The sequence below is a fragment of the Streptomyces sp. NBC_01515 genome (assembly GCF_045040345.1).
Lineage (GTDB): Bacteria > Actinomycetota > Actinomycetes > Streptomycetales > Streptomycetaceae > Streptomyces.
In genome coordinates, this window is record NZ_CP109416.1 from 2,779,152 (window position 1) to 2,797,553 (window position 18,402).

The window sequence follows — 18,402 nt, forward strand, 5'->3', positions numbered from 1 at the left end:
TGATTCCGGGCCGTCGCCGCGTGCCGGCTGACTGGCCGGCCGGCCGATCGCCCTCACATCCCGACCGCCTCTTACATCGGTGTGACGTACGCCCCCGAAATCCCGCCGTCCACAAGGAAGTCGGCGGCATTCACGAACGACGAGTCGTCACTCGCCAGGAACGCCACGGCCGCGGCGATCTCGGTCGCCTCCGCGAAACGGCCGACCGGGATGTGCACCAGGCGGCGCGCGGCGCGCTCGGGGTCCTTCGCGAACAGCTCTTGCAGAAGCGGGGTGTTGACCGGTCCCGGGCAGAGCGCGTTGACGCGGATGCCCTCGCGGGCGAACTGCACGCCCAGTTCACGGGACATGGCGAGGACACCGCCCTTGGACGCGGTGTACGAGATCTGCGACGTCGCCGCGCCCATCCGCGCCACGAACGACGCCGTGTTGATGATGGAGCCCTTGCCCTGGCGGCGCATGTACGGGATCGCTGCCTTGCAACACAGGTACACGGACGTGAGGTTGACGTCCTGGACGCGCTTCCAGGCCTCAAGGCCGGTGTCGAGGATGGAGTCGTCGTCCGGGGGCGAGATGCCCGCGTTGTTGAAGGCGATGTCGACGCTGCCGTAGGTGTCGAAGGCCGCCTTGAAGAGCGCCTCGACCTGTTCGGGGTCGGTGACGTCGACCTTCACGAACAGCCCGCCGACCTCGTCGGCCGCCGCCTTGCCATGGGTCTCGTCGATGTCGCCGCAGACGACGTTGGCGCCCTCGGAGGCGAGTCGGCGCGCGGTGGCGAGACCGATGCCGCTGCCGGCTCCGGTGATGACGGCGGTACGGCCGACGAGACGCCGGCAAACAATCTCTGAGGTCACTGTGCGGGGCCCTCCGTGCTGGTCGAAACGCTGCTGGTGGAGACGTTGCTGATGAAGACGTTCTTGGTTTCGGTGAAGGCGGTGAGCGCGTCCGGGCCCAGTTCGCGGCCGATCCCCGACTGCTTGAAGCCGCCGAAGGGGGTCCAATAGCGGACGCTGGAATGGGAGTTGACGGACAGGTTGCCCGCCCGGACGGCCTGCGAGACGCGCAGCGCGCGGCCCACGTCCCGGGTCCAGATGGAGCCGGAGAGGCCGTAGTCGGTGGCGTTGGCCAGGGCGATCGCCTCCGCCTCGTCCTCGAAGGGGAGCACCACGGCGACGGGGCCGAAGACCTCCTCTACGGCCACGCGCGCGTGCGGGTCGACCCCCGTCACCACCGTCGGCGGGAACCAGAAGCCGGGGCCCTCGGGCGCCTTGCCCCGGATGCCGGCCAGGTCGTCCGTGACGTACGAACGGACGCGCTCCAGCTGGACCTTGGAGATCAGCGGGCCCATGTCCGTCGTCTCGTCGGCCGGGTCGCCGACCGTCACTCCCTCGATCGCGGGGGTCAGGAGCTCCAAGAAGCGGTCGTAGACGCCGCGTTGGACGAGGATGCGGGTGCGGGCGCAGCAGTCCTGGCCGGAGTTGTCGAGGAAGGACATGGGGGTGGCGGCTGCGGCGGCCTCGATGTCCGCGTCGGCGAAGACGATGTTGGGGCTCTTGCCGCCGAGTTCGAGGGTGACGCGCTTGAGGAGTTCCGAGCCCTTCGCCAACACCTGTTTGCCCACGGCCGTCGACCCCGTGAACACGATCTTCGCGACGCCCGGGTGCTCGACGAGCGCGGTGCCCGCGACCGGGCCGTGGCCGGGGAGGACCTGGAAGAGACCCTCGGGAAGGCCTGCGTCCAGGGCGAGTTCGGCCAGCCGGAGTGCGGTGAGCGGGGTGGTCTCGGCCGGCTTGAGGATGACCGCGTTGCCCGCCGCGAGCGCCGGTGCGGTGCCCCACGCGGCGATCGGCATCGGGAAGTTCCAGGGCGCGATCACGCCCACCACGCCCAGCGGTTCGAGGATCGTGATGTCGAGGCCGCCCGCGACCGGGATCTGACGACCCGTCAGCCGCTCCACTCCCCCGGCCGCGTAGTCGAGCAGATCACGGACGTTGCCGGCCTCCCAGCGGGCGTTGCCGACCGTGTGTCCGGCCTCGCGCACCTCCAACCGGGCCAGTTCTTCGAGGTGTTCGTCGACGGCGACCGCGAAGCGGCGCAGCAGCCGGGCCCGGTCGGCGGGCGGCAGGGCCGCCCACTTCGCCTGGGCCCGGGCGGCGCGTACGACGGCGGCGTCCACGTCGGCCGCGGTGGCGGCCGGGACGGTGGCGACGACCTCCTCGGTGGCCGGGTTGAGCACCTGGAGTTCAAGCTCGTAGGACAACGAAGGACCTCTCACAGACGTTCGAAGGAGCGACGCAGCTCCCAGTCGGTGACGGCGGCGTCGAAGGCTTCCAGTTCGACGCGTGCCATGTTGCGGTAGTGCGCGACGACCTCGTCGCCGAAGGCGGCCCGGGCGATCGGGCTGTTCTCCCACAGCTCGGCGGCCTCGCGCAGATTGGTGGGGACGTGCGCGTAGTCGCCGCTGTAGGCGTTGCCCGTACAGGCCTCCGGCAGTTCCAGCTTGTGCTCGATGCCGTAGAGCCCGGCCGCGACGAGCCCCGCCACCGCCAGGTGGGGGTTGACGTCCCCGCCGGGCAGCCGGTTCTCGAAGCGCATGGAGCGGCCGTGGCCGACGACCCGGAGGGCGCAGGTGCGGTTGTCGTACCCCCAGGCGACGGCGGTCGGCGCGAACGAACCCGGCTGGAACCGCTTGTACGAGTTGATGTTCGGGGCGTAGAGCAGCGAGAAGTCGCGGAGCGCGGCGAGTTGCCCGGCGAGGAAGTAGCGCATGACCTCCGACATGCCACCGGGGTCGTCCGCGGTGCCCGCCATGGCGTTGCCGCCGTCGGCGTCGGCGAGCGAGAGGTGGATGTGGCAGGAGTTGCCCTCGCGCTCGTTGTACTTCGCCATGAAGGTCAGCGAGACGCCCTCCTGGGAGGCGATCTCCTTGGCGCCGGTCTTGTAGACGGCGTGCTGGTCGCAGGTGACGAGGGCGTCGTCGTAGCGGAAGACGATCTCGTGCTGCCCCGGGTTGCACTCGCCCTTGGCGGACTCGACGGTCAGCCCGGCGACGGTCATCTCGTTGCGGATACGGCGCAGCAACGGCTCGATACGTCCGGTCCCCAGCACCGAATAGTCGATGTTGTACTGGTTGGCCGGCGTGAGCCCCTTGTAGCCCGCGTCCCAGGCCTGTTCGTACGTGTCCTTGAACACGATGAACTCCAGCTCCGTACCGACCTGCGCGGTGAATCCGTGCTCGGCGAGGCGCTCCAGCTGGCGGCGCAGGATCTGGCGGGGTGCGGCGACCACCGGCGATCCGTCGTTCCAGGCGAGGTCGGCGATCAGCAGGGCGGTGCCGGCGTTCCAGGGCACACGACGGAGGGTGGACAGGTCCGGGTGCATGGCGAAGTCGCCGTAACCGCGCTCCCACGAGGACATGGTGTAGCCGTCGACCGTGTTCATCTCGGTGTCGACGGCGAGGAGGTAGTTGCAGCCCTCGGTGCCGTGCCGGAGCACGTCGTCCAGGAAGAACTGGGCGGCGAACCGCTTGCCCTGCAGCCGCCCTTGCATATCGGGGAAGGCCAGGACAACAGTGTCGATCTCACCACTGGCGACGAGGCGTTGAAGTTCCTCGACGCCCAGTGGGGGTGTGCGGTCTGCCACGGGAAAGCCTCCTTCGGCTTCTACGGTCAGCCGGAAGCCATAAGGTATTGCGGAGAACCATTGCTTGGGAAGGGGGTGCCGCCATATGTCGCTGGATGCGGAGAACGGGCTTGAGGACCGGTTGACCCCGGTACTGCGGCCGGTGCGGGCGGGCAACGGATTCGAAGAGGCGCTGGAACAGATACTGCAGGTCGTACGGCTGGGTCTGGTGCCGGGGGGCGAACGGTTGCCGGCCGAGCGGGAACTGGCCGAGCGGCTCGGGATCAGTCGGGTGACGCTGCGCGAGGTTCTGAAGGTACTGCAGGACCAGGGCCTCGTGGAGTCGCGGCGCGGACGCTACGGCGGGACGTTCGTGCTGCCGAAGTCGGACGCGGGCGGCGAGGACGAGCTGCGGCGGCGGATCAGCGCGGTCGACATCGAGGACGTGCTGCGGTTCCGGGAGGTGCTGGAGGTCGGCGCGACGGGCCTGTGCGCGACCCACGGCCTGAGCGCCGAACAGGCGGAGCGGCTGCGCGACGCCCTCGCCCGCACGCACGACGCCCCGCTCGCCGACTACCGCCGCCTGGACACCCTGCTGCACCTGACCCTGGCCGAGCTGTGCGGTTCCCCGACCCTGACCGCGCAGTACGCGGCGGTACGGGCCACGGTGAACGACCTCCTCGACTGCATCCCCCTCCTGGTCCGCAACCTGGAGCACTCGCAGCGCCAGCACATCGCACTGGTCGAGGCGGTCCTCGACGGGGACGCGGACGGGGCGCGGGAGATGATGCGGGAGCACTGCGCGGGGACGGCGGCGCTGCTGCGCGGGTTCCTGGCATGACGGCCTGACCAGCGGGGTAGTTCAATGGTTCGCACGGAGTCCATTCAATTCGCTTCATGTCGGAGGGGTGCATGGCGGGCAGGCCGCTGATCGGTGTCAGTACGTATCTGGAGGCCGGAGCACGGTGGGGCACCTGGGAGTTGGAGGCGGCCCTGCTGCCCGCCGGCTACCCGCGGCTCGTCCAGCGCGCGGGCGGGCTCGCCGCGATGCTGCCTCCCGACGCCCCCGAACACGCCCCGGCGACGGTCGCCCGCCTCGACGCCCTGGTCATCGCGGGCGGCCCTGACGTGGAACCGGTCCGCTACGGCGCCGACCGCGACCCCCGCACCGGTCCACCGGCTCCCGCCCGCGACGCCTGGGAACTCGCCCTGATCGAGGCCGCGTTGACGGCGGGCATCCCCCTGCTGGGCATCTGCCGGGGCATGCAGCTCCTGAACGTCGCCGTCGGCGGCACCCTCGTCCAGCACATCGACGGCCACGCGGAGACACCGGGCGTCTTCGGCCACCACCCGGTCAAGCCGGTACCGGGAACCCTGTACGCGTCGGCGGTACCGGAAGAGACTTCGGTCCCGACCTTCCACCACCAGTCCGTGGACCGCCTGGGCGCGGGCCTGACGGTGTCGGCCTGGGCCGAGGACGGCACCCCGGAGGCCGTCGAACTTCCCTCCGCCGACTGGGTGTTGGGGGTGCAGTGGCATCCCGAGATGGGTGAGGACCTGCGGGTGATGCGGGCGTTGGTGGAAGCGGCCGCGAAGGCTCGCTAGCCCCGCGAAAGCCCGTTAGCCCCGCGTCAGCGAGAGCAGTTCCCGTGCCGGTCCCGTCGGCCGGTGACCGGTGGGCCACACCGCTCTCAAGTCCCGGGCGAGAGTGACCCCTTCGACCGGGATACGCACCAGCCTCCGCATCGACAGCTCCTCCCCCACGGCGAGTTCGCTCAGCACCGCGGGCCCCGCTCCGCTCACCGCCGACGCCTTGACCGCCGTAGTGGACGACAACTCGATGAGAGGGCGGGCCAGGCCACCCAGCGCCGCGTCCAGTACCTGCCGCGTACCCGAACCCTCCTCCCGCAGGATCAGGGGCGTCGCCGCCAACTCCGCTGCCGGGACCGGGCGTTGACGGCGGGCCCACGGGTGGGTCGGGGCGGTCACGACGATCAGGTGGTCATGGGCGATCACCGTGGAATCCAGTCCGGCGGGCACGGACAGGCCCTCCACGAAGCCCAGGTCGGCCTCGTCGGCGAGGAGCCGTTCCGCGACCGTGGTCGAGTTGCCGGCCAGCAACGAGACGGCGGTGTCCGGGCGTTGGGAGCGCAGGGCGAGGAGCCAGCCGGGGAGGAGGTACTCGGCGATGGTCATGCTGGCGGCGACGCGGAGCCGGGAGTCGCGCCGGTGCCGTAGGGCCTGGGCACCCGCGTCGAAGGCGGCCGCCGCTTCCACGACCCGGCGGGCCCAGTCCGTGACCAGGGCACCGGCGTCGGTCAGGGTCGATCCGCGCGGTGAACGGTCGACCAGGGCGACGCCGAGCTGCCGTTCCATGGAGCGGATGCGGCTGCTGGCCGCCGGCTGCGTGATGCCCAGCTCGCGGGCCGCCGCGCCGAGACTCCCCAGCCGGGCCACCGCCAGCAACAGTTCCAGCGCGCCCAGGTCCGGCACCCGGTGCGCGATCGACCCGCCCCGCTGATCTTCCGTCTCGCTCCCGCTCATAAATCCAGTTTATGTCCCCATAGACACATACTCCCTGGTCGCGTGTCTCAGTCGGCGAGACGGTGGAGGCATGGTCACCGCCGTTCGTCATCTCGGACCCAACTGGTACGCCTCCGTCATGGGCACCGCCATCGTCGCCACGGCCGGTGCCGGGCTCCCGCTCCACCTCCCGGGACTGCGCACGGCCTGCACCGCCGTCTGGGCCCTCTCCCTCGCGATGCTGCTGACCCTGCTCGCCGCCCGCACCCTGCACTGGACCCACCACCGCGACCAGGCCCGCGCCCATCTCCTCGACCCCGCGATGGCCCCCTTCTACGGCTGCCTCGCGATGGCCCTGCTGGCGGTGGGCGGCGGCACCCTGGTCGTCGGGCGGGACTGGATCGGGGTCCGGGCGGCGGTCGCGCTCGACGCCGTGCTGTTCGGCGCCGGGACGCTCATCGGACTCACGGCGGCCGTCGCCGTGCCGTACCTGATGGCCGTACGGCACAAGGTGCACCCTTCCCAGGCGACCCCCGTGTGGCTGCTGCCCGTGGTCGCGCCCATGGTGTCCGCGGCCCTCGGCCCGCTCCTGGTGCCCCATCTGCCGCCCGGACAGCCCCGGGAGACGCTGCTCCTCGCGTGCTTCGCGATGTTCGGACTGAGCCTGCTGGCAACGCTGTTGATGCTGCCGCTGGTCTTCGCCCGGCTCGTCACCGGCGGACCGCTGCCCCTCGCGCTCACCCCGACGCTGTTCCTGGTGCTGGGCCCGCTGGGCCAATCCACCACCGCCGTGGGCAAGTTCGCGGACTTCGCCCCCGGTGTCGTACCGCCCGCGTACGCCCAGGGCTTCAGCCTCCTCGCCGTCCTCTACGGCGTGCCCGTCATGGGCTTCGCCCTGCTCTGGCTCGGCCTCGCCACCGCGCACGTCGTCCGCGCCCGCCGCCACGGCATGCGCTTCACGATGACCTGGTGGGCCTTCACCTTCCCGGTCGGCACCTGCGTCACCGGCGCCGAGTCCCTGTCCCGCCACACCGGCCTCGCCGTCTACGACGGGCTCGCGATCGTCCTCTACGGCGTCCTGGTCGCCGCCTGGGCCACCGCCGCCGCGCACACGGCCCGCGGCCTGCTCAGCGGTGCGCTGCTCGCAGGGCCGCGCCCAGCACCCGTGGCGCTTCGCCCAGTGACGGCCCGTACCACGTGAGGTGCCGGCCGCTGACGAGCGCGCAGGGCAGGCCGGCGAACGCCTCGGGTCCGTCGTCGGCGGTGAAGCGGTACGGCTCGTCCGGGAGGACCACCAAGTCCGGTGCCGCGGACCGCAGTTCGTCGACCGTGGCACGCGGGTAGCGCTCGGCGTGCGTCGCGTACACGTGGTCGACTCCCAGCCGGGACAGCACATCGCCCGCGAAGGTGTCCCGGTCCAGCACCATCCAGGGCCGCCGCCAGACGGGGACCACAGCGGTTCTACGGCTCTCCGGTTCCGGCAGCTCCGACCACGCCCGCTCCGCCTCGTCCAGCCAGCGCGGGCGGGTCGGCGCTCCGCACGCGTCGAGGACCCGGGCGAGTTCGCGGAAGGCCTGCGGGACGTCGCGCACCTCGGTGACCAGGACGTCAACACCCGCCTCGCGCAAGGCGGTCAGGTCCGGCTCGCGGTTCTCCTCCTCGTTGGCGATCACCAAGTCGGGGGCGAGGGCGAGGATCGGGTCGAGTTTGGGGTTCTTGGTGCCGCCCACGCGCGTCACATCAAGGTCGGGCGGGTGGCTGCACCAGTCCGTCGCGCCGACCAGAACTCCCGGAAGCGATACGGCGATTGCCTCGGTGAGCGACGGCACGAGGGAGACGACGCGCATCAGCGCTGGCGGTCCTGGACCGCCTCGATGTGCTCGGCCACCGCGACCACGACCACCCGGGTGTCCGGCACGGTCGCCCGCCAGCGGTGACGGACGCCTCCGGTGAGATACATCGTGTCGCCGCGCACCAGCCGGTACGCACGCCCCTCCGCCTCGATCTCGACGGCGCCGTCCGCGACGTACATCAACTCGTCGTTGCGGTGCTGGAATTCACGCCCGGCGTCATGGTCGCCGGTGAACTCCGAGGCGTGCAGCTGGTGATGACCCCGTACCAGGGAACGCATCCGGGGTGCCCCGAGCGACTCGGGCTCCTCCGCGCGGACGACGTCGACGCTGCACGCGGGGTCGGCGGCGGCGAGGAGTTCGACGGCCGTGGTGCGCAGGGCGTCGGCCACCTTCTCCAGGGAGCTTCGGCTGGGGCGGGCCCGGTCGTTCTCGACCTGGCTCAGGAAGGGCACCGACAGGCCGCTGCGTTCGGCCACGACGGCGAGGGTCAGGGACAGCGCACGGCGGCGCCGCCGTACGGCCGCGCCCACCCGAAGGGGCTGTTCTTTGTGGTCGCCCATAGCTCCGGCTCCCTCCTTCGCTCGTCGGTCCGCAGTTACTTCCGCAGCCACTTCCGAAGCTGCCTCTGCTGAGTTCTCTGCACCCTACGCATGTTCGGCAAACCGTTTCATGCGCCTGTCACATCCACGTCACACAGCGTGCGATCGGACGTCATGGTTCTGGCCAGTCCGTGCGGGCGCGCCGACCCTCGATCGGCGCGGGACTTCATCTCTACTCTTCAATGCGTACGCGGTCGCCTGTGTTCCCGCTCACCCGCGGGCCCGATTGCGGGGTTTCGTAGCGCTATGTGGTTGGCCGGATCCTTTTCGTACCGGATCGGGGCACAAAAGAGGTGGGCCCCGCCGCACGAAGGGGGGAACGTGCGGCGGAGCCCACCTCTGGGGCGGCGGCTGCGGGACTGTCAGGTCACCCGGCCGCCTGGTTCTTCGTGACCGGGGCCAACTGGTCGACGAGGCCCGGGTGTTGCTTCAGCCAGGTGCGGACGGCGTCCTGCTCCCCGCCCTTGCCGGACTTCTGGATCTGCGCCTCCAGACCGGTGAGCTGGGCCTCGGTCATCCTGAAGTCCTTCAGCCACTTGCCGACGTCGGGGTTGTCGTCGGCGAAGCCCTTGCGCGCCACGGTGTGCACGCCGTCGCCCTTGCCCCAGGCGCCCTTCGGGTCCTTGAGCTTCTTCAGCTTGTAGTCGCTGTACGCCCAGTGCGGCGACCAGAGCGTGACGACGATCGGCTGCTTCTTGGCGTACGCGCGCTTCAGCTCGGCCAGCATCGCCGGGGTGGAGCCGTCGACGACGTCGTAGGAGCCCTGGAGGCCGTAGTCCTTGAGGACCTTGGTCTTCAGGAGGCCCATCATTCCGGCGCTCGGTTCGATGCCGGTGATCTTCCCGCCGAACTCGGAGGCGTGGGTCTTGAGGTCCGCGAGGGAGTTGACGTCCTTCACGTACGACGGGACGGTCAGCTCCAGGGACGTGGAGCCGTACCAGCTGCCGAGGTCGTCGAGCTGCTTGCCGTACTTCTTCCAGTACTCAGCGTGCGTGGTGGGCAGCCAGGCGTCGGTCTGGAAGTCGACCTGGCCGGTGGCGACGCCGGTGTAGAGCGGGCCCGCCGCGTACTGGGTGGTGGTGACCTTGTAGCCGCGCTCCTCCAGGATCTCCTTCCAGAGGAAGGTGGAGGCGATGCCCTCGTCCCAGGGGATGTAGCCGATGGTGATGTTCTTGCCCTTGCCGACGTCCGTGGCGGAGGTCGCCTTGGTGCCGGAGGAGGAGCCGAAGACACCCATGCCGCCGGCCACCAGCGCGAGGACGACCACGCCGATCACGGCGAACGCCGGGCGGGGGCGATAGTTCCAGGGCTTGGCGGTGCCGGCCGCGCGGGCCTTGGCGGCGGCGCGGCGGCCGAGCGGGGAGATCTGGGTGCCGAGCGCACTGGTCATCCGGTCGAGGTAGATCGCGAGGACGACGATGCCGACGCCCGCCTCGAAGCCGAAGCCGATGTCGAGCTGGCCGATGGCCTCGTTGACGGCGCCGCCGAGGCCGCCGGTGCCGACCATGCCGGCGATGACGACCATCGACAGGCCCAGCATGATGACCTGGTTGATGCCCGCCATGATCGTCGGGAGCGCCAGGGGCAGTTGGACGCGCAGCAGGGTGTCGCGCGGTGAGGTGCCGAACGCCTCGGCTGCTTCGACGAGTTCGGCGTCGACCTGGCGGATGCCCAGCTCGGTCATGCGGACGCCGGGGGCGAGCGCGAAGATCAGGGTGGCGATGACGCCGGCGGAGGTGCCGAGGCCGAAGAAGAGGATCGCCGGGATCAGCAGCACCATCGACGGCATCGTCTGGAGCAGGTCGAGAGCGGGCCGTACGACCGCGCTGACCGCCCTGGAGCGGGCCGCCCAGATGCCCAGCGGGATCGAGATCACCAGGGCGATGGCGGTCGCCACGAGCACCAGGGCGAGCGTCGACATGGCCCGGTCCCACAGGTCGAGCGAGTCGATCAGCAGGAACCCGGCGAAGGCCAGGACACCCGCGACCAGCCCGCGCAGCCACCAGGCGATCACGGCGAGGATGCCCGCGAGGAGCAGCGGTTCGGGCGCGGTGAGGACCGCGTTGATGCCGTCGTACATGCCCTCGACGACCGTCTTGATCGCGTCGAAGAGCCAGGACATGTGGGCGAGGAGCCAGTCGACACCGGAGTCGACCCAGTCGCCGAGCGGGAGCCTAGGCATGGGCGGCCACCTCCTCTGCGGATTCCCCGCCCAGGAACGCGACAAGGCGTTCCTGCGGTACGACTCCCACGACCTCGTCGGCCGCGTCGAGCACCGCGACCGGGTGCGTGAGGCGGGCGCTGAGGGCGCACAGGTCGGTGAAGGGGGTGTCCGGGGTGGCGGTCGCGCAGTCGCAGTCCGCCTCGTGGCCGTCGACGCCGGTGTCCATGACGGCGGACGCGGTCAGCACCCGGGAGCGGTCGACGTCCTGGATGAAGGAGGCGACGTAGTCGTTCGCGGGGCGGAGCAGGATGTCCTCGGCGGTGCCGGTCTGGACGATGCGGCCGTCGCGCATGACGGCGATGCGGTCGCCCAGGCGCATGGCCTCGTTGAGGTCGTGCGTGATGAAGACGATCGTCTTCTTCAACGACTGCTGCAGTTCCAGGAGTTGGTCCTGCATGTCCCGGCGGATCAGCGGGTCGAGGGCGCTGAACGACTCGTCCATGAGGAGCAGGTCGGCGTCGGTGGCGAGGGCGCGGGCCAGGCCGACGCGCTGCTGCATGCCGCCGGACAGCTCGTCGGGCCAGGAGTCCTCCCAGCCGGCCAGGCCGCACAGGGCGAGCGCCTCGCCGGCGCGCTTCAGGCGCTCGGCGCGGGGCACGCCCTGCACTTCAAGACCGTAGGCGGCGTTCTCGCGGACGCTGCGGTGCGGGAAGAGCGCGAAGTGCTGGAAGACCATGCTGATCTTGTGGGCGCGGACCTCGCGGAGTTCGCGGTCGCTGAGCGCGGTCAGGTCCTGGCCGTCGAAGAGGACGCGGCCCGCGGTCGGCTCCAGGAGTCCGTTGAGCATCCGCAGGAGGGTCGACTTGCCGGAGCCGGACAGGCCCATGACGACGAAGATCTGGCCCGGTGCGACGGAGAAGGAGGCGTCGATGACGGCGGCGGTGGTGCCGTCGGCGCGCAGTTCCTCCCGGTCGGCTCCTTCGTGGAGCCGTTCGACTGCCTGGTCGGGTCGTCTGCCGAACACCTTGTACAGATGCTCGGCTTCTAGCCTGGCTGACACGCGTACCTCTCGATCGGGGGCAGGACAGGGAGACGACGGCGACGGGCCCGAAGGCCCCTCGACGGTTGAATGTGCAACCGACATCGCTCCGAGGCCGCGCCTGCCCATGCTTCCCGCGCGCAAACACAGGAGTGGCCCAGCTCACCAGCCTGCGGTGTTGGTCCCTCCGGGTGACGGCGAGGGGTGATCGCGGCCCTGTCGTGCGGCATGATGCGAGGCGTGACCGGACGACTGATGCTCCTCGACACCGCCTCGCTCTACTTCCGCGCCTACTTCGGCGTCCCGGAGTCCGTGAAGGCGCCGGACGGGACGCCGGTGAACGCCGTGCGCGGGCTGCTCGAATTCATCGACCGCCTGGTCAAGGACCACCGCCCCGACCAGCTGGTCGCCTGCATGGACGCGGACTGGCGGCCGCAGTGGCGGGTCGACCTGATCCCCACCTACAAGGCGCACCGCGTCGCCGAGGTCCGCGAGAGCGGCCCGGACGCGGAGGAGGTACCGGACACGCTCTCCCCGCAGGTGCCGATCATCGAGGCAGTCCTCGACGCGGTCGGCATCGCGCGCGTGGGCGTCGAGCGGTACGAGGCCGACGACGTGATCGGCACGTTCACGGCACACGCCAAGGGCCCGGTCGACATCGTCACCGGCGACCGCGACCTGTACCAGCTCGTCGACGACGCCCGCGGCATCCGCGTCCTGTATCCGATCAAGGGCGTCGGCACGCTCCAGCTCACCGACGAGGCGTTCCTGCGCGAGAAGTACGGCGTCGACGGCCGCGGTTACGTGGACCTGGCACTGCTGCGCGGCGACCCGAGCGACGGTCTGCCGGGCGTCCCCGGGATCGGCGAGAAGACGGCGGCGAAACTCCTCGCCGAGTTCGGTGACGTGCCCGGGATCATGGCCGCGATCGACGACCCCAAGTCCAAGCTGACCCCCTCGCAGCGCAAGCGCCTCGACGAGTCGCGGCCGTACGTCGCGGTCGCACCCAAGGTCGTCCGGGTCGCCGACGACGTACCGCTGCCGGATGTCGACCCGACGCTCCCGCACGCCCCGCGCGATCCGGAGCTGGTGGGCGCACTGGCGGAGCGCTGGGGGCTGGGCGGATCATTGCAGCGACTGCTCACCACGCTGGGCGCGTAAGCATTGTTCTTGCCCTTTCATTCTTGCCTTTCACAGAGAATGTAGTGCTAACTTAGGTAAGCCTAAGCATGGGAATCTGGGAGGCCGTCATGGCAGAACGTCCGGCACGGAAGCCGCGTAAGCCCCACTCCGCGCAGGTCGTCCGCACCGAGCGCCTGACTCCCCACATGCAGCGCGTGGTGCTCGGTGGCGAGGGTCTGGCCGAGTTCTCGGCGGACACCTGCACCGACCATTACGTGAAGCTGCTGTTCCCGGCCGGGGGCGCGGTCTACCCCGAGCCCTTCGACGTGGAGCGCATCCGCGCCGAGTTCCCGCGTGAGCAGTGGCCGGTGACCCGCACCTACACCGTGCGGGCCTGGGACCCCGAGCACAGCGAGATGACCCTGGACTTCGTGATCCACGGCGACGAGGGCCTCGCCGGCCCGTGGGCGACCCGGGTCCAGCCGGGCGAGACCGTCCACTTCATGGGCCCCGGCGGCGCCTACGCCCCCAATGCGGACGCCGACTGGCATCTGCTCGCCGGGGACGAGAGCGCGCTGCCCGCGATCGCCCGCGCCCTGGAGTCGCTGCCCGAGGGCGCCGCGGCGCACGCCTTCGTGGAGATCTCCGGCCCCGAGGAGGAGCAGAAGATCGACTCCGCCGTCGAGGTCGTCTGGCTGCACCGCGGCGACCGCCCGGTCGGCGAGGCGCTCGCCGAGGCCGTGCGGGCGCTGGAGTTCCCGGAGGGCCGGATGCACGCGTTCGTGCACGGCGAGGCGGCCTTCGTGAAAGACCTCCGCGCCCTGCTCCGCGTCGAGTTGGCGATCCCGCGCGAGGACCTTTCGATCTCCGGGTACTGGCGTCTGGGCCACAACGAGGACGGGTGGCAGGCGTCGAAGCGGGAGTGGAACGCGAAGATCGAAGCGGAGCAGGAGGGCGTTGCCGCGTAGGTGCGCCCATGGGGGTGCCACGACGGACCGTTGGCGTGTGCGGCGCCGTCGTGGCTGGCCGCGCCCGCGCGGCGGAGCCGCAAATCGACACAGCCCCGCGCCCCTTTGGGGCGCTACACCGACCGCTGATACGACCTGAACGTGCGGATCGACAGCCATACCGCTGCCACCGCCAGCCCCAGCAGTGCGCCGCCGCGGCTGAGGACGTCGCCCCAGTCGGGGTGTTCGCTCATCGCCGAACGGCCTGCCACCATCGCCCAGTTGAGTGGGTTGAAGTCGGCGATGTGCCGCATCCACGAGGGCATCTGGGACGGCGCCATGAAGGCGCTGGACAGGAACGTCAGGGGCAGCAGCAGGAAGGTGTTGATGCCGATGATCGACTCCCGTTGCTGCACCAGCATGCCGAGCGCGTTGGACAGTGCCCCGAAGATGGTCCCCAGCAGCACGGAGGCCACCACCAGGATCGCGATGCCGCCGATGCCGCCCGGGTAGTCGGCGCCGCCGAGCAGTCCGAGCAGCACGATGATCGCGGACTGGAGCGCGGTGACGAGGCCGTTGTTGACGACGTTGCCGTTCATCAGCGCGGCCCGGCTGACCGGAGTGGTCAGGAAGCGGTTCAGCGTGCCGCGCTGGATCTCCTCCAACGTGCCCATGCCCGCCCACATGTTGGAGCTGAGGGCGCTCATCACGACCACGCCCGGGACGAGGTAGTCCAGGTACGAGGTGGTGCCGAAGCCGCCGAGCTCGACGACCTTCTTGAAGAGGTTGCCGAACAGGAACAGCCAGATCACCGGCTGGATGAGGGTGATGACCGCGAAGGCGGGCTGCCGTGCGAACACCATGAGTTGACGCTGCGTCATGTACCAGGTCTGCGATACGGCGGTGCTCATCGCGCACCTCCGGCGACCGCGAGCCGCCCGGTGCCGTTCGCGTCGGCCTCGGCGTAACGGCGGCCCGCGTAGCGGAGATAGACGTCGTCCAGCGAGGGTCGGGCGACGGTCGCGCTGGCGACCCCGACACCGGCCCGCTCGAACGCCGCCAGCAGGACCGGCATCGCGGCCGCTCCGTCGTCGGCGCGGGCACTGACGCGGCGCCCGTCGACCAGCACCTCGCGCACGCCCGGCAGTCCGACGAGGGTGCCCCGCAGCAGCGTACGACCGGCGTCACCGACCGCTTCCCGCAGCTCCAAGTGGACGGCGTCGCCCCGGAGTTCGCCCTTGAGCGAGTCGGGGGTGCCCTCCACGACGACCCGGCCGCGGTCGACGATCGCGATGCGTTCGGCGAGCCGGTCGGCCTCTTCGAGGTAGTGCGTGGTGAGCAGGATGGTCAGCCCCTCCTCCCCCGCCAGCCGGCCGATCTCGTCCCACATCGCGGTGCGGGCCTCCGGGTCGAGGCCGGTGGTGGGTTCGTCGAGGAAGAGCACCTCGGGCCGGTGCACCAGGCCGAGCGCCACGTCCAGGCGGCGGCGCATACCGCCGGAGTAGCCCTTCACCGGGCGCTTGGCGGCGTCGGCGAGGGTGAAGCGGTCGAGGAGTTCGTCCACCCGCTTCGCGAGGGCGGCGCCCCTCAAGCCGTAGAGCCTGCCCTGGAGTTGGAGGTTCTCGCGGCCGGTCGCCGTCGGGTCGGCGCCGGAGTTCTGGGCGACCACGCCGATCGCGCGGCGGACCCGGTCCGGGTGGCGCAGCACGTCGTGGCCGGCGACGGTGGCCGTGCCGGAGTCGGGCCTGGCGAGGGTGGTGAGGATCTTGACGGTGGTGGACTTGCCGGCGCCGTTCGGCCCGAGGAGGCCGAAGACGGTGCCGGGCTCGACGGTGATGTCCATGCCGTTGAGGGCGGTGACATCGCCGGAATAGGTCTTGATCAGTTGACGCGCCTCGACAGCGGGCGCACGGGTACTGCCCATGACAGCTCTCCAAAGGAATGAGCGGATGTGCGATGTGAAAGATCACGACTGATCCGCGTGAAGAGCGCCCGGCTATCCTGGGTGTGCCGCACCTCGATCGCCTGGCTTCGCCGCACGGCGGGTCAGTTCGGGGTTCGTGACCCCGGCGGGGCTGCTCCAACAGCCCGGTCGGGGTTCTTCGTGTCTAGGTGAACTCCGTCGGCAGCTCCCCCGTTTCGTGGAAGTGGCGCCAGCCCTCGACGCCGGGCAGTGAGCCCTTCTTGATCTCGTCGACGAGACCCCGGATCCACTCCGCCTGCGCCTGGACCATGTGCAACTGGTACTCGCTCTCCACCAGGAAGAGCCGGGGCAGCGTCTCGTACAGCTTCTCCAGCGCACCGCGCGCGCTCGCCGCCTGGAGGTCGAGGTTCTGCACCCGCTCCTCAAGGAGCCGCACCACCTCGTCGGGGTGGATGACCCCGACGAGCGGGAGCGCGGTCTCGAAGATCGGGAACTCCTTGACCGGCACGGCGAGCAGGTCGGAGAGCCACTCGACGGCTTCCTCGCGCCCGGCGTCGGTGATGCCGTAGACCGTGCGCTCGGGGCGGTTCCCCTGCCGCTCCACGTCGGTGACCTCGACGAAGCCGTGTTTCTCCAGGTTCTGCACGACCGTGTAGAGCGAGCCGTAGTTGATCTTCGTGGTGCTGTCCTTGCCCTGGCGGCGCAGGGTCTGGGCGATCTCGTACGGATGCATCGGGCCCTGCCAGAGGGTGACCAGCACGGTGAGCGCCAGCGGGTTGCCGAGCTTGCGGCGCTTGGGCGGCATGGCCATACCTCGCTTCCGAATATCCGTGGCCGAACATATCGCGAGTGCGCGGCGAGCGTCAACACACACGATGTATCGCGTATTGGCCACGATGGCAAGAGCGTGAGGACTTAGGCCCGCCGCGGACACGGCGGCGTGACGCGGCCGAAACAGCCCCTCCCTAATTTCTGTCACCCGACAGGAATTCAGCTGTCGCCGTCAGGATTCCGCTCTCCTGCGCCGAAGGCAGGTGCCGCCGTGACCACAACAGCCCCCTCCGACATACGCCCCGATCCGCCCGACTCCCCCTCCCCCGCCTCCGACGACGGCTCCCTCGCGGAGTTCGGCTACCGCCAGGAGCTGCACCGCAGCCTCGGCCGGTACGCGTCGTTCGCGGCCGGTTTCTCCTTCATCTCCGTACTGACGACCGTCTTCCAGTTCTTCGCCTTCGGGTACGCGTTCGGCGGCCCCGTCTTCTTCTGGGCCTGGCCGGTGGTCCTGGTGGGCCAGTTGCTGGTGGCGGCCTGCTTCGCGGAACTGGCCGCGCGCTACCCGATCTCGGGCGCGATCTACCAGTGGTCGTCGCGTCTCTCCAACGCGACGTTCGGCTGGTTCGCGGGCTGGATCATGGTGATAGGCCAGATAGTGGTGGTGGCGGCAGCGGCGCTGGCCCTGCAAATGGTCCTGCCGGCGATCTGGTCGGGCTTCCAGCTGGTGGGGACGGACCCGGCTCCCACTTCCCCCGACGGCGCGGCGAACGCGGCGGTCCTGGGCGTGATCCTGCTGGTCCTGACGACACTGGTGAACATCCTCGACAACCGCGTGATGTCGATCATCAACCGGGTCGGGGTGACGGCGGAGATCATCGGCGCGATCCTGATCATCGTCCTCCTCCTGACCCACTCGAAGCGCACCCCGACCATCACCTTCCACACCACCGGCAGCCTGGAGGGCGGACTGCTCGGCGCCCTGCTCGTCGGCTCGTTCACGGCGGCGTACGTGATGATCGGCTTCGACAGCGCGGGCGAGATGAGCGAGGAGACCCACAACCCGCGCCGCACCGCGCCCCGCACGATCCTCACCGCGCTCACCGCGGCGGGCCTGCTCGGCGGCCTGATCATCCTCGGCGGCCTCCTCGCCGCCCCCAGCCTGACCGACGGCCACCTGGGCGTCGACGGCCTCAGCTACGTCCTCACGAGCAGCCTCGGCGACGGCGTCGGCAAGGCCCTGCTGGCGGACGTGGTGGTGGCGATAGCGGTAGCCACCCTGGCCATCCAGACAGCGGCCTGCCGCATGCTCTTCTCGATGGCCCGAGACGCCCAACTCCCCTTCTCCGCCCGCCTGTCCAAGGTCAACCCCCGCACCGGCATGCCCAGCGCCCCCGCCATCGTCGTAGGCATCCTCTCGGCCACCCTGCTCCTCCTCAACTTCGCCTCCCCGGACGCCTTCCTAGCCATCGGCACCACCTGCATCGTGATGCTGTACCTGGCCTACGCGATGGTGACGGGCCCGCTGCTGCTCCGCCGCGTGCGCGGCGAGTTCGAGGTGGACGGCACGGACGAGACGGGCGCGCGGTTGTTCTCCCTGGGCCGGTGGGGGGTGCCGGTCAACGTGCTGGCACTGCTCTACGGCCTCGTCATGACGGTCAACCTGGCGTGGCCGCGGGCTGCTGTGTACGACCCGGCGGGTGGGCATTGGTACTTCCAGTGGTTCACGGTGTTGTTCCTGGTCGTGACGGTGGGGGCGGGATTCGGGTTCCGGGCGTACCGCGCCCGCACGGTCACGGAGGAGGCTCCCGAAGCGGTCCCCGCGTGACCTGGCGACCT

The 18,402-nt window shown here is 70.3% G+C and carries 17 protein-coding genes; 6 read left to right on the forward strand and 11 right to left on the reverse strand.

Annotated elements, in window-relative coordinates; all coding sequences use genetic code 11:
* Positions 1 to 71: 71 nt before the first annotated feature.
* From OG407_RS12250 to OG407_RS12260, 3 genes are read right to left on the reverse strand one after another with little or no spacing between them, the layout of a single operon-like run.
* A complete protein-coding gene (locus OG407_RS12250) occupies positions 72 to 854 on the reverse strand; it encodes a 3-oxoacyl-ACP reductase (protein ID WP_019064934.1) in 783 nt (260 codons plus the stop codon).
* Positions 851 to 2,260 carry an aldehyde dehydrogenase family protein gene (locus OG407_RS12255; protein WP_405857625.1) on the reverse strand — a complete coding sequence of 470 codons (1,410 nt, stop codon included), beginning with the start codon at positions 2,258 to 2,260 and terminating at the stop codon, positions 851 to 853. The genes OG407_RS12250 and OG407_RS12255 overlap by 4 nt, the downstream gene beginning before the upstream one ends.
* A gap of 11 nt (positions 2,261 to 2,271) precedes the next feature.
* Positions 2,272 to 3,642 carry a glutamine synthetase family protein gene (locus tag OG407_RS12260; protein ID WP_405857627.1) on the reverse strand — a complete coding sequence of 457 codons (1,371 nt, stop codon included), beginning with the start codon at positions 3,640 to 3,642 and terminating at the stop codon, positions 2,272 to 2,274.
* A gap of 85 nt (positions 3,643 to 3,727) precedes the next feature.
* On the opposite strand from OG407_RS12260, the gene OG407_RS12265 reads away from it, so the two are divergent.
* Positions 3,728 to 4,462: a FadR/GntR family transcriptional regulator gene (locus tag OG407_RS12265; protein WP_403590047.1), complete on the forward strand. Its 735-nt coding sequence runs from the start codon at positions 3,728 to 3,730 to the stop codon at positions 4,460 to 4,462.
* Positions 4,463 to 4,533: 71 nt separating this feature from the next.
* Positions 4,534 to 5,226 carry a gamma-glutamyl-gamma-aminobutyrate hydrolase family protein gene (locus tag OG407_RS12270; protein WP_405857629.1) on the forward strand — a complete coding sequence of 231 codons (693 nt, stop codon included), beginning with the start codon at positions 4,534 to 4,536 and terminating at the stop codon, positions 5,224 to 5,226.
* Positions 5,227 to 5,241: 15 nt separating this feature from the next.
* Here the strand turns inward: OG407_RS12270 and OG407_RS12275 are convergent, their stop codons facing one another.
* Positions 5,242 to 6,165, reverse strand: a complete 924-nt coding sequence (locus OG407_RS12275; RefSeq protein WP_403590052.1) for a LysR family transcriptional regulator — start codon at positions 6,163 to 6,165, stop codon at positions 5,242 to 5,244.
* Positions 6,166 to 6,235: 70 nt separating this feature from the next.
* Between OG407_RS12275 and OG407_RS12280 the strand changes: the two genes are divergently transcribed.
* A complete protein-coding gene (locus OG407_RS12280) occupies positions 6,236 to 7,345 on the forward strand; it encodes a TDT family transporter (protein WP_405857631.1) in 1,110 nt (369 codons plus the stop codon).
* Here OG407_RS12280 and OG407_RS12285 read toward each other — a convergent pair.
* The 4 genes from OG407_RS12285 to OG407_RS12300 all read right to left on the reverse strand — a co-directional run bounded on the left by OG407_RS12285 (position 7,272) and on the right by OG407_RS12300 (position 11,820).
* Complete coding sequence (locus OG407_RS12285) at positions 7,272 to 7,991, reverse strand: helical backbone metal receptor (RefSeq protein WP_405857633.1); 720 nt, start codon at positions 7,989 to 7,991, stop codon at positions 7,272 to 7,274. The two genes, OG407_RS12280 and OG407_RS12285, sit on opposite strands and share 74 nt — an antisense overlap.
* Positions 7,991 to 8,557: an XRE family transcriptional regulator gene (locus tag OG407_RS12290; protein WP_328684402.1), complete on the reverse strand. Its 567-nt coding sequence runs from the start codon at positions 8,555 to 8,557 to the stop codon at positions 7,991 to 7,993. The genes OG407_RS12285 and OG407_RS12290 overlap by 1 nt, the downstream gene beginning before the upstream one ends.
* A 406-nt stretch (positions 8,558 to 8,963) precedes the next feature.
* Positions 8,964 to 10,778 carry an ABC transporter permease/substrate binding protein gene (locus tag OG407_RS12295; RefSeq protein ID WP_405857635.1) on the reverse strand — a complete coding sequence of 605 codons (1,815 nt, stop codon included), beginning with the start codon at positions 10,776 to 10,778 and terminating at the stop codon, positions 8,964 to 8,966.
* Positions 10,771 to 11,820: a glycine betaine/L-proline ABC transporter ATP-binding protein gene (locus OG407_RS12300; RefSeq protein ID WP_405857637.1), complete on the reverse strand. Its 1,050-nt coding sequence runs from the start codon at positions 11,818 to 11,820 to the stop codon at positions 10,771 to 10,773. The genes OG407_RS12295 and OG407_RS12300 overlap by 8 nt, the downstream gene beginning before the upstream one ends.
* Positions 11,821 to 12,030: 210 nt before the next feature.
* Between OG407_RS12300 and OG407_RS12305 the strand changes: the two genes are divergently transcribed.
* Together OG407_RS12305 and OG407_RS12310 are read left to right on the forward strand one after the other, a co-directional pair.
* Positions 12,031 to 12,960, forward strand: coding sequence for a 5'-3' exonuclease H3TH domain-containing protein (locus OG407_RS12305; RefSeq protein ID WP_405868371.1), 930 nt, complete (start codon positions 12,031 to 12,033; stop codon positions 12,958 to 12,960).
* An 89-nt stretch (positions 12,961 to 13,049) separates the two neighbouring features.
* A complete protein-coding gene (locus OG407_RS12310; protein WP_405857639.1) occupies positions 13,050 to 13,889 on the forward strand; it encodes a siderophore-interacting protein in 840 nt (279 codons plus the stop codon).
* Positions 13,890 to 14,002: 113 nt separating this feature from the next.
* Here OG407_RS12310 and OG407_RS12315 read toward each other — a convergent pair whose 3' ends face one another.
* From OG407_RS12315 to OG407_RS12325, 3 genes are all read right to left on the reverse strand, one after another.
* Positions 14,003 to 14,779, reverse strand: coding sequence for an ABC transporter permease (locus OG407_RS12315; RefSeq protein ID WP_405857641.1), 777 nt, complete (start codon positions 14,777 to 14,779; stop codon positions 14,003 to 14,005).
* The gene (locus OG407_RS12320; protein ID WP_405857643.1) at positions 14,776 to 15,792 is read right to left on the reverse strand and encodes an ATP-binding cassette domain-containing protein; all 1,017 of its coding nucleotides are present in this window, start codon (positions 15,790 to 15,792) and stop codon (positions 14,776 to 14,778) included. Before OG407_RS12320 ends, OG407_RS12315 begins: the two co-directional genes overlap by 4 nt.
* Before the next feature lie 184 nt (positions 15,793 to 15,976).
* The gene (locus OG407_RS12325) at positions 15,977 to 16,597 is read right to left on the reverse strand and encodes a PadR family transcriptional regulator (protein ID WP_365307983.1); all 621 of its coding nucleotides are present in this window, start codon (positions 16,595 to 16,597) and stop codon (positions 15,977 to 15,979) included.
* 237 nt (positions 16,598 to 16,834) lie between these two features.
* Here OG407_RS12325 and OG407_RS12330 point away from each other — a divergent pair, with 237 nt between their 5' ends.
* Positions 16,835 to 18,391 carry an amino acid permease gene (locus OG407_RS12330; protein ID WP_405857645.1) on the forward strand — a complete coding sequence of 519 codons (1,557 nt, stop codon included), beginning with the start codon at positions 16,835 to 16,837 and terminating at the stop codon, positions 18,389 to 18,391.
* Positions 18,392 to 18,402 lie beyond the last annotated feature (11 nt).

Bases quoted from the DNA above. Each gene is read 5' to 3' on its own strand.
- OG407_RS12285 (WP_405857633.1), bottom strand. From the start codon at position 7,991: ATGCGCGTCGTCTCCCTCGTGCCGTCGCTCACCGAGGCAATCGCCGTA.
- OG407_RS12325 (WP_365307983.1), bottom strand. From the start codon at position 16,597: ATGCCGCCCAAGCGCCGCAAGCTCGGCAACCCGCTGGCGCTCACCGTG.
- OG407_RS12275 (WP_403590052.1), bottom strand. From the start codon at position 6,165: ATGAGCGGGAGCGAGACGGAAGATCAGCGGGGCGGGTCGATCGCGCAC.
- OG407_RS12305 (WP_405868371.1), top strand. From the start codon at position 12,031: ATGCGAGGCGTGACCGGACGACTGATGCTCCTCGACACCGCCTCGCTC.
- OG407_RS12265 (WP_403590047.1), top strand. From the start codon at position 3,728: ATGTCGCTGGATGCGGAGAACGGGCTTGAGGACCGGTTGACCCCGGTA.
- OG407_RS12310 (WP_405857639.1), top strand. From the start codon at position 13,050: ATGGCAGAACGTCCGGCACGGAAGCCGCGTAAGCCCCACTCCGCGCAG.
- OG407_RS12295 (WP_405857635.1), bottom strand. From the start codon at position 10,778: ATGCCTAGGCTCCCGCTCGGCGACTGGGTCGACTCCGGTGTCGACTGG.
- OG407_RS12290 (WP_328684402.1), bottom strand. From the start codon at position 8,557: ATGGGCGACCACAAAGAACAGCCCCTTCGGGTGGGCGCGGCCGTACGG.
- OG407_RS12270 (WP_405857629.1), top strand. From the start codon at position 4,534: ATGGCGGGCAGGCCGCTGATCGGTGTCAGTACGTATCTGGAGGCCGGA.
- OG407_RS12280 (WP_405857631.1), top strand. From the start codon at position 6,236: ATGGTCACCGCCGTTCGTCATCTCGGACCCAACTGGTACGCCTCCGTC.
- OG407_RS12320 (WP_405857643.1), bottom strand. From the start codon at position 15,792: ATGGGCAGTACCCGTGCGCCCGCTGTCGAGGCGCGTCAACTGATCAAG.
- OG407_RS12315 (WP_405857641.1), bottom strand. From the start codon at position 14,779: ATGAGCACCGCCGTATCGCAGACCTGGTACATGACGCAGCGTCAACTC.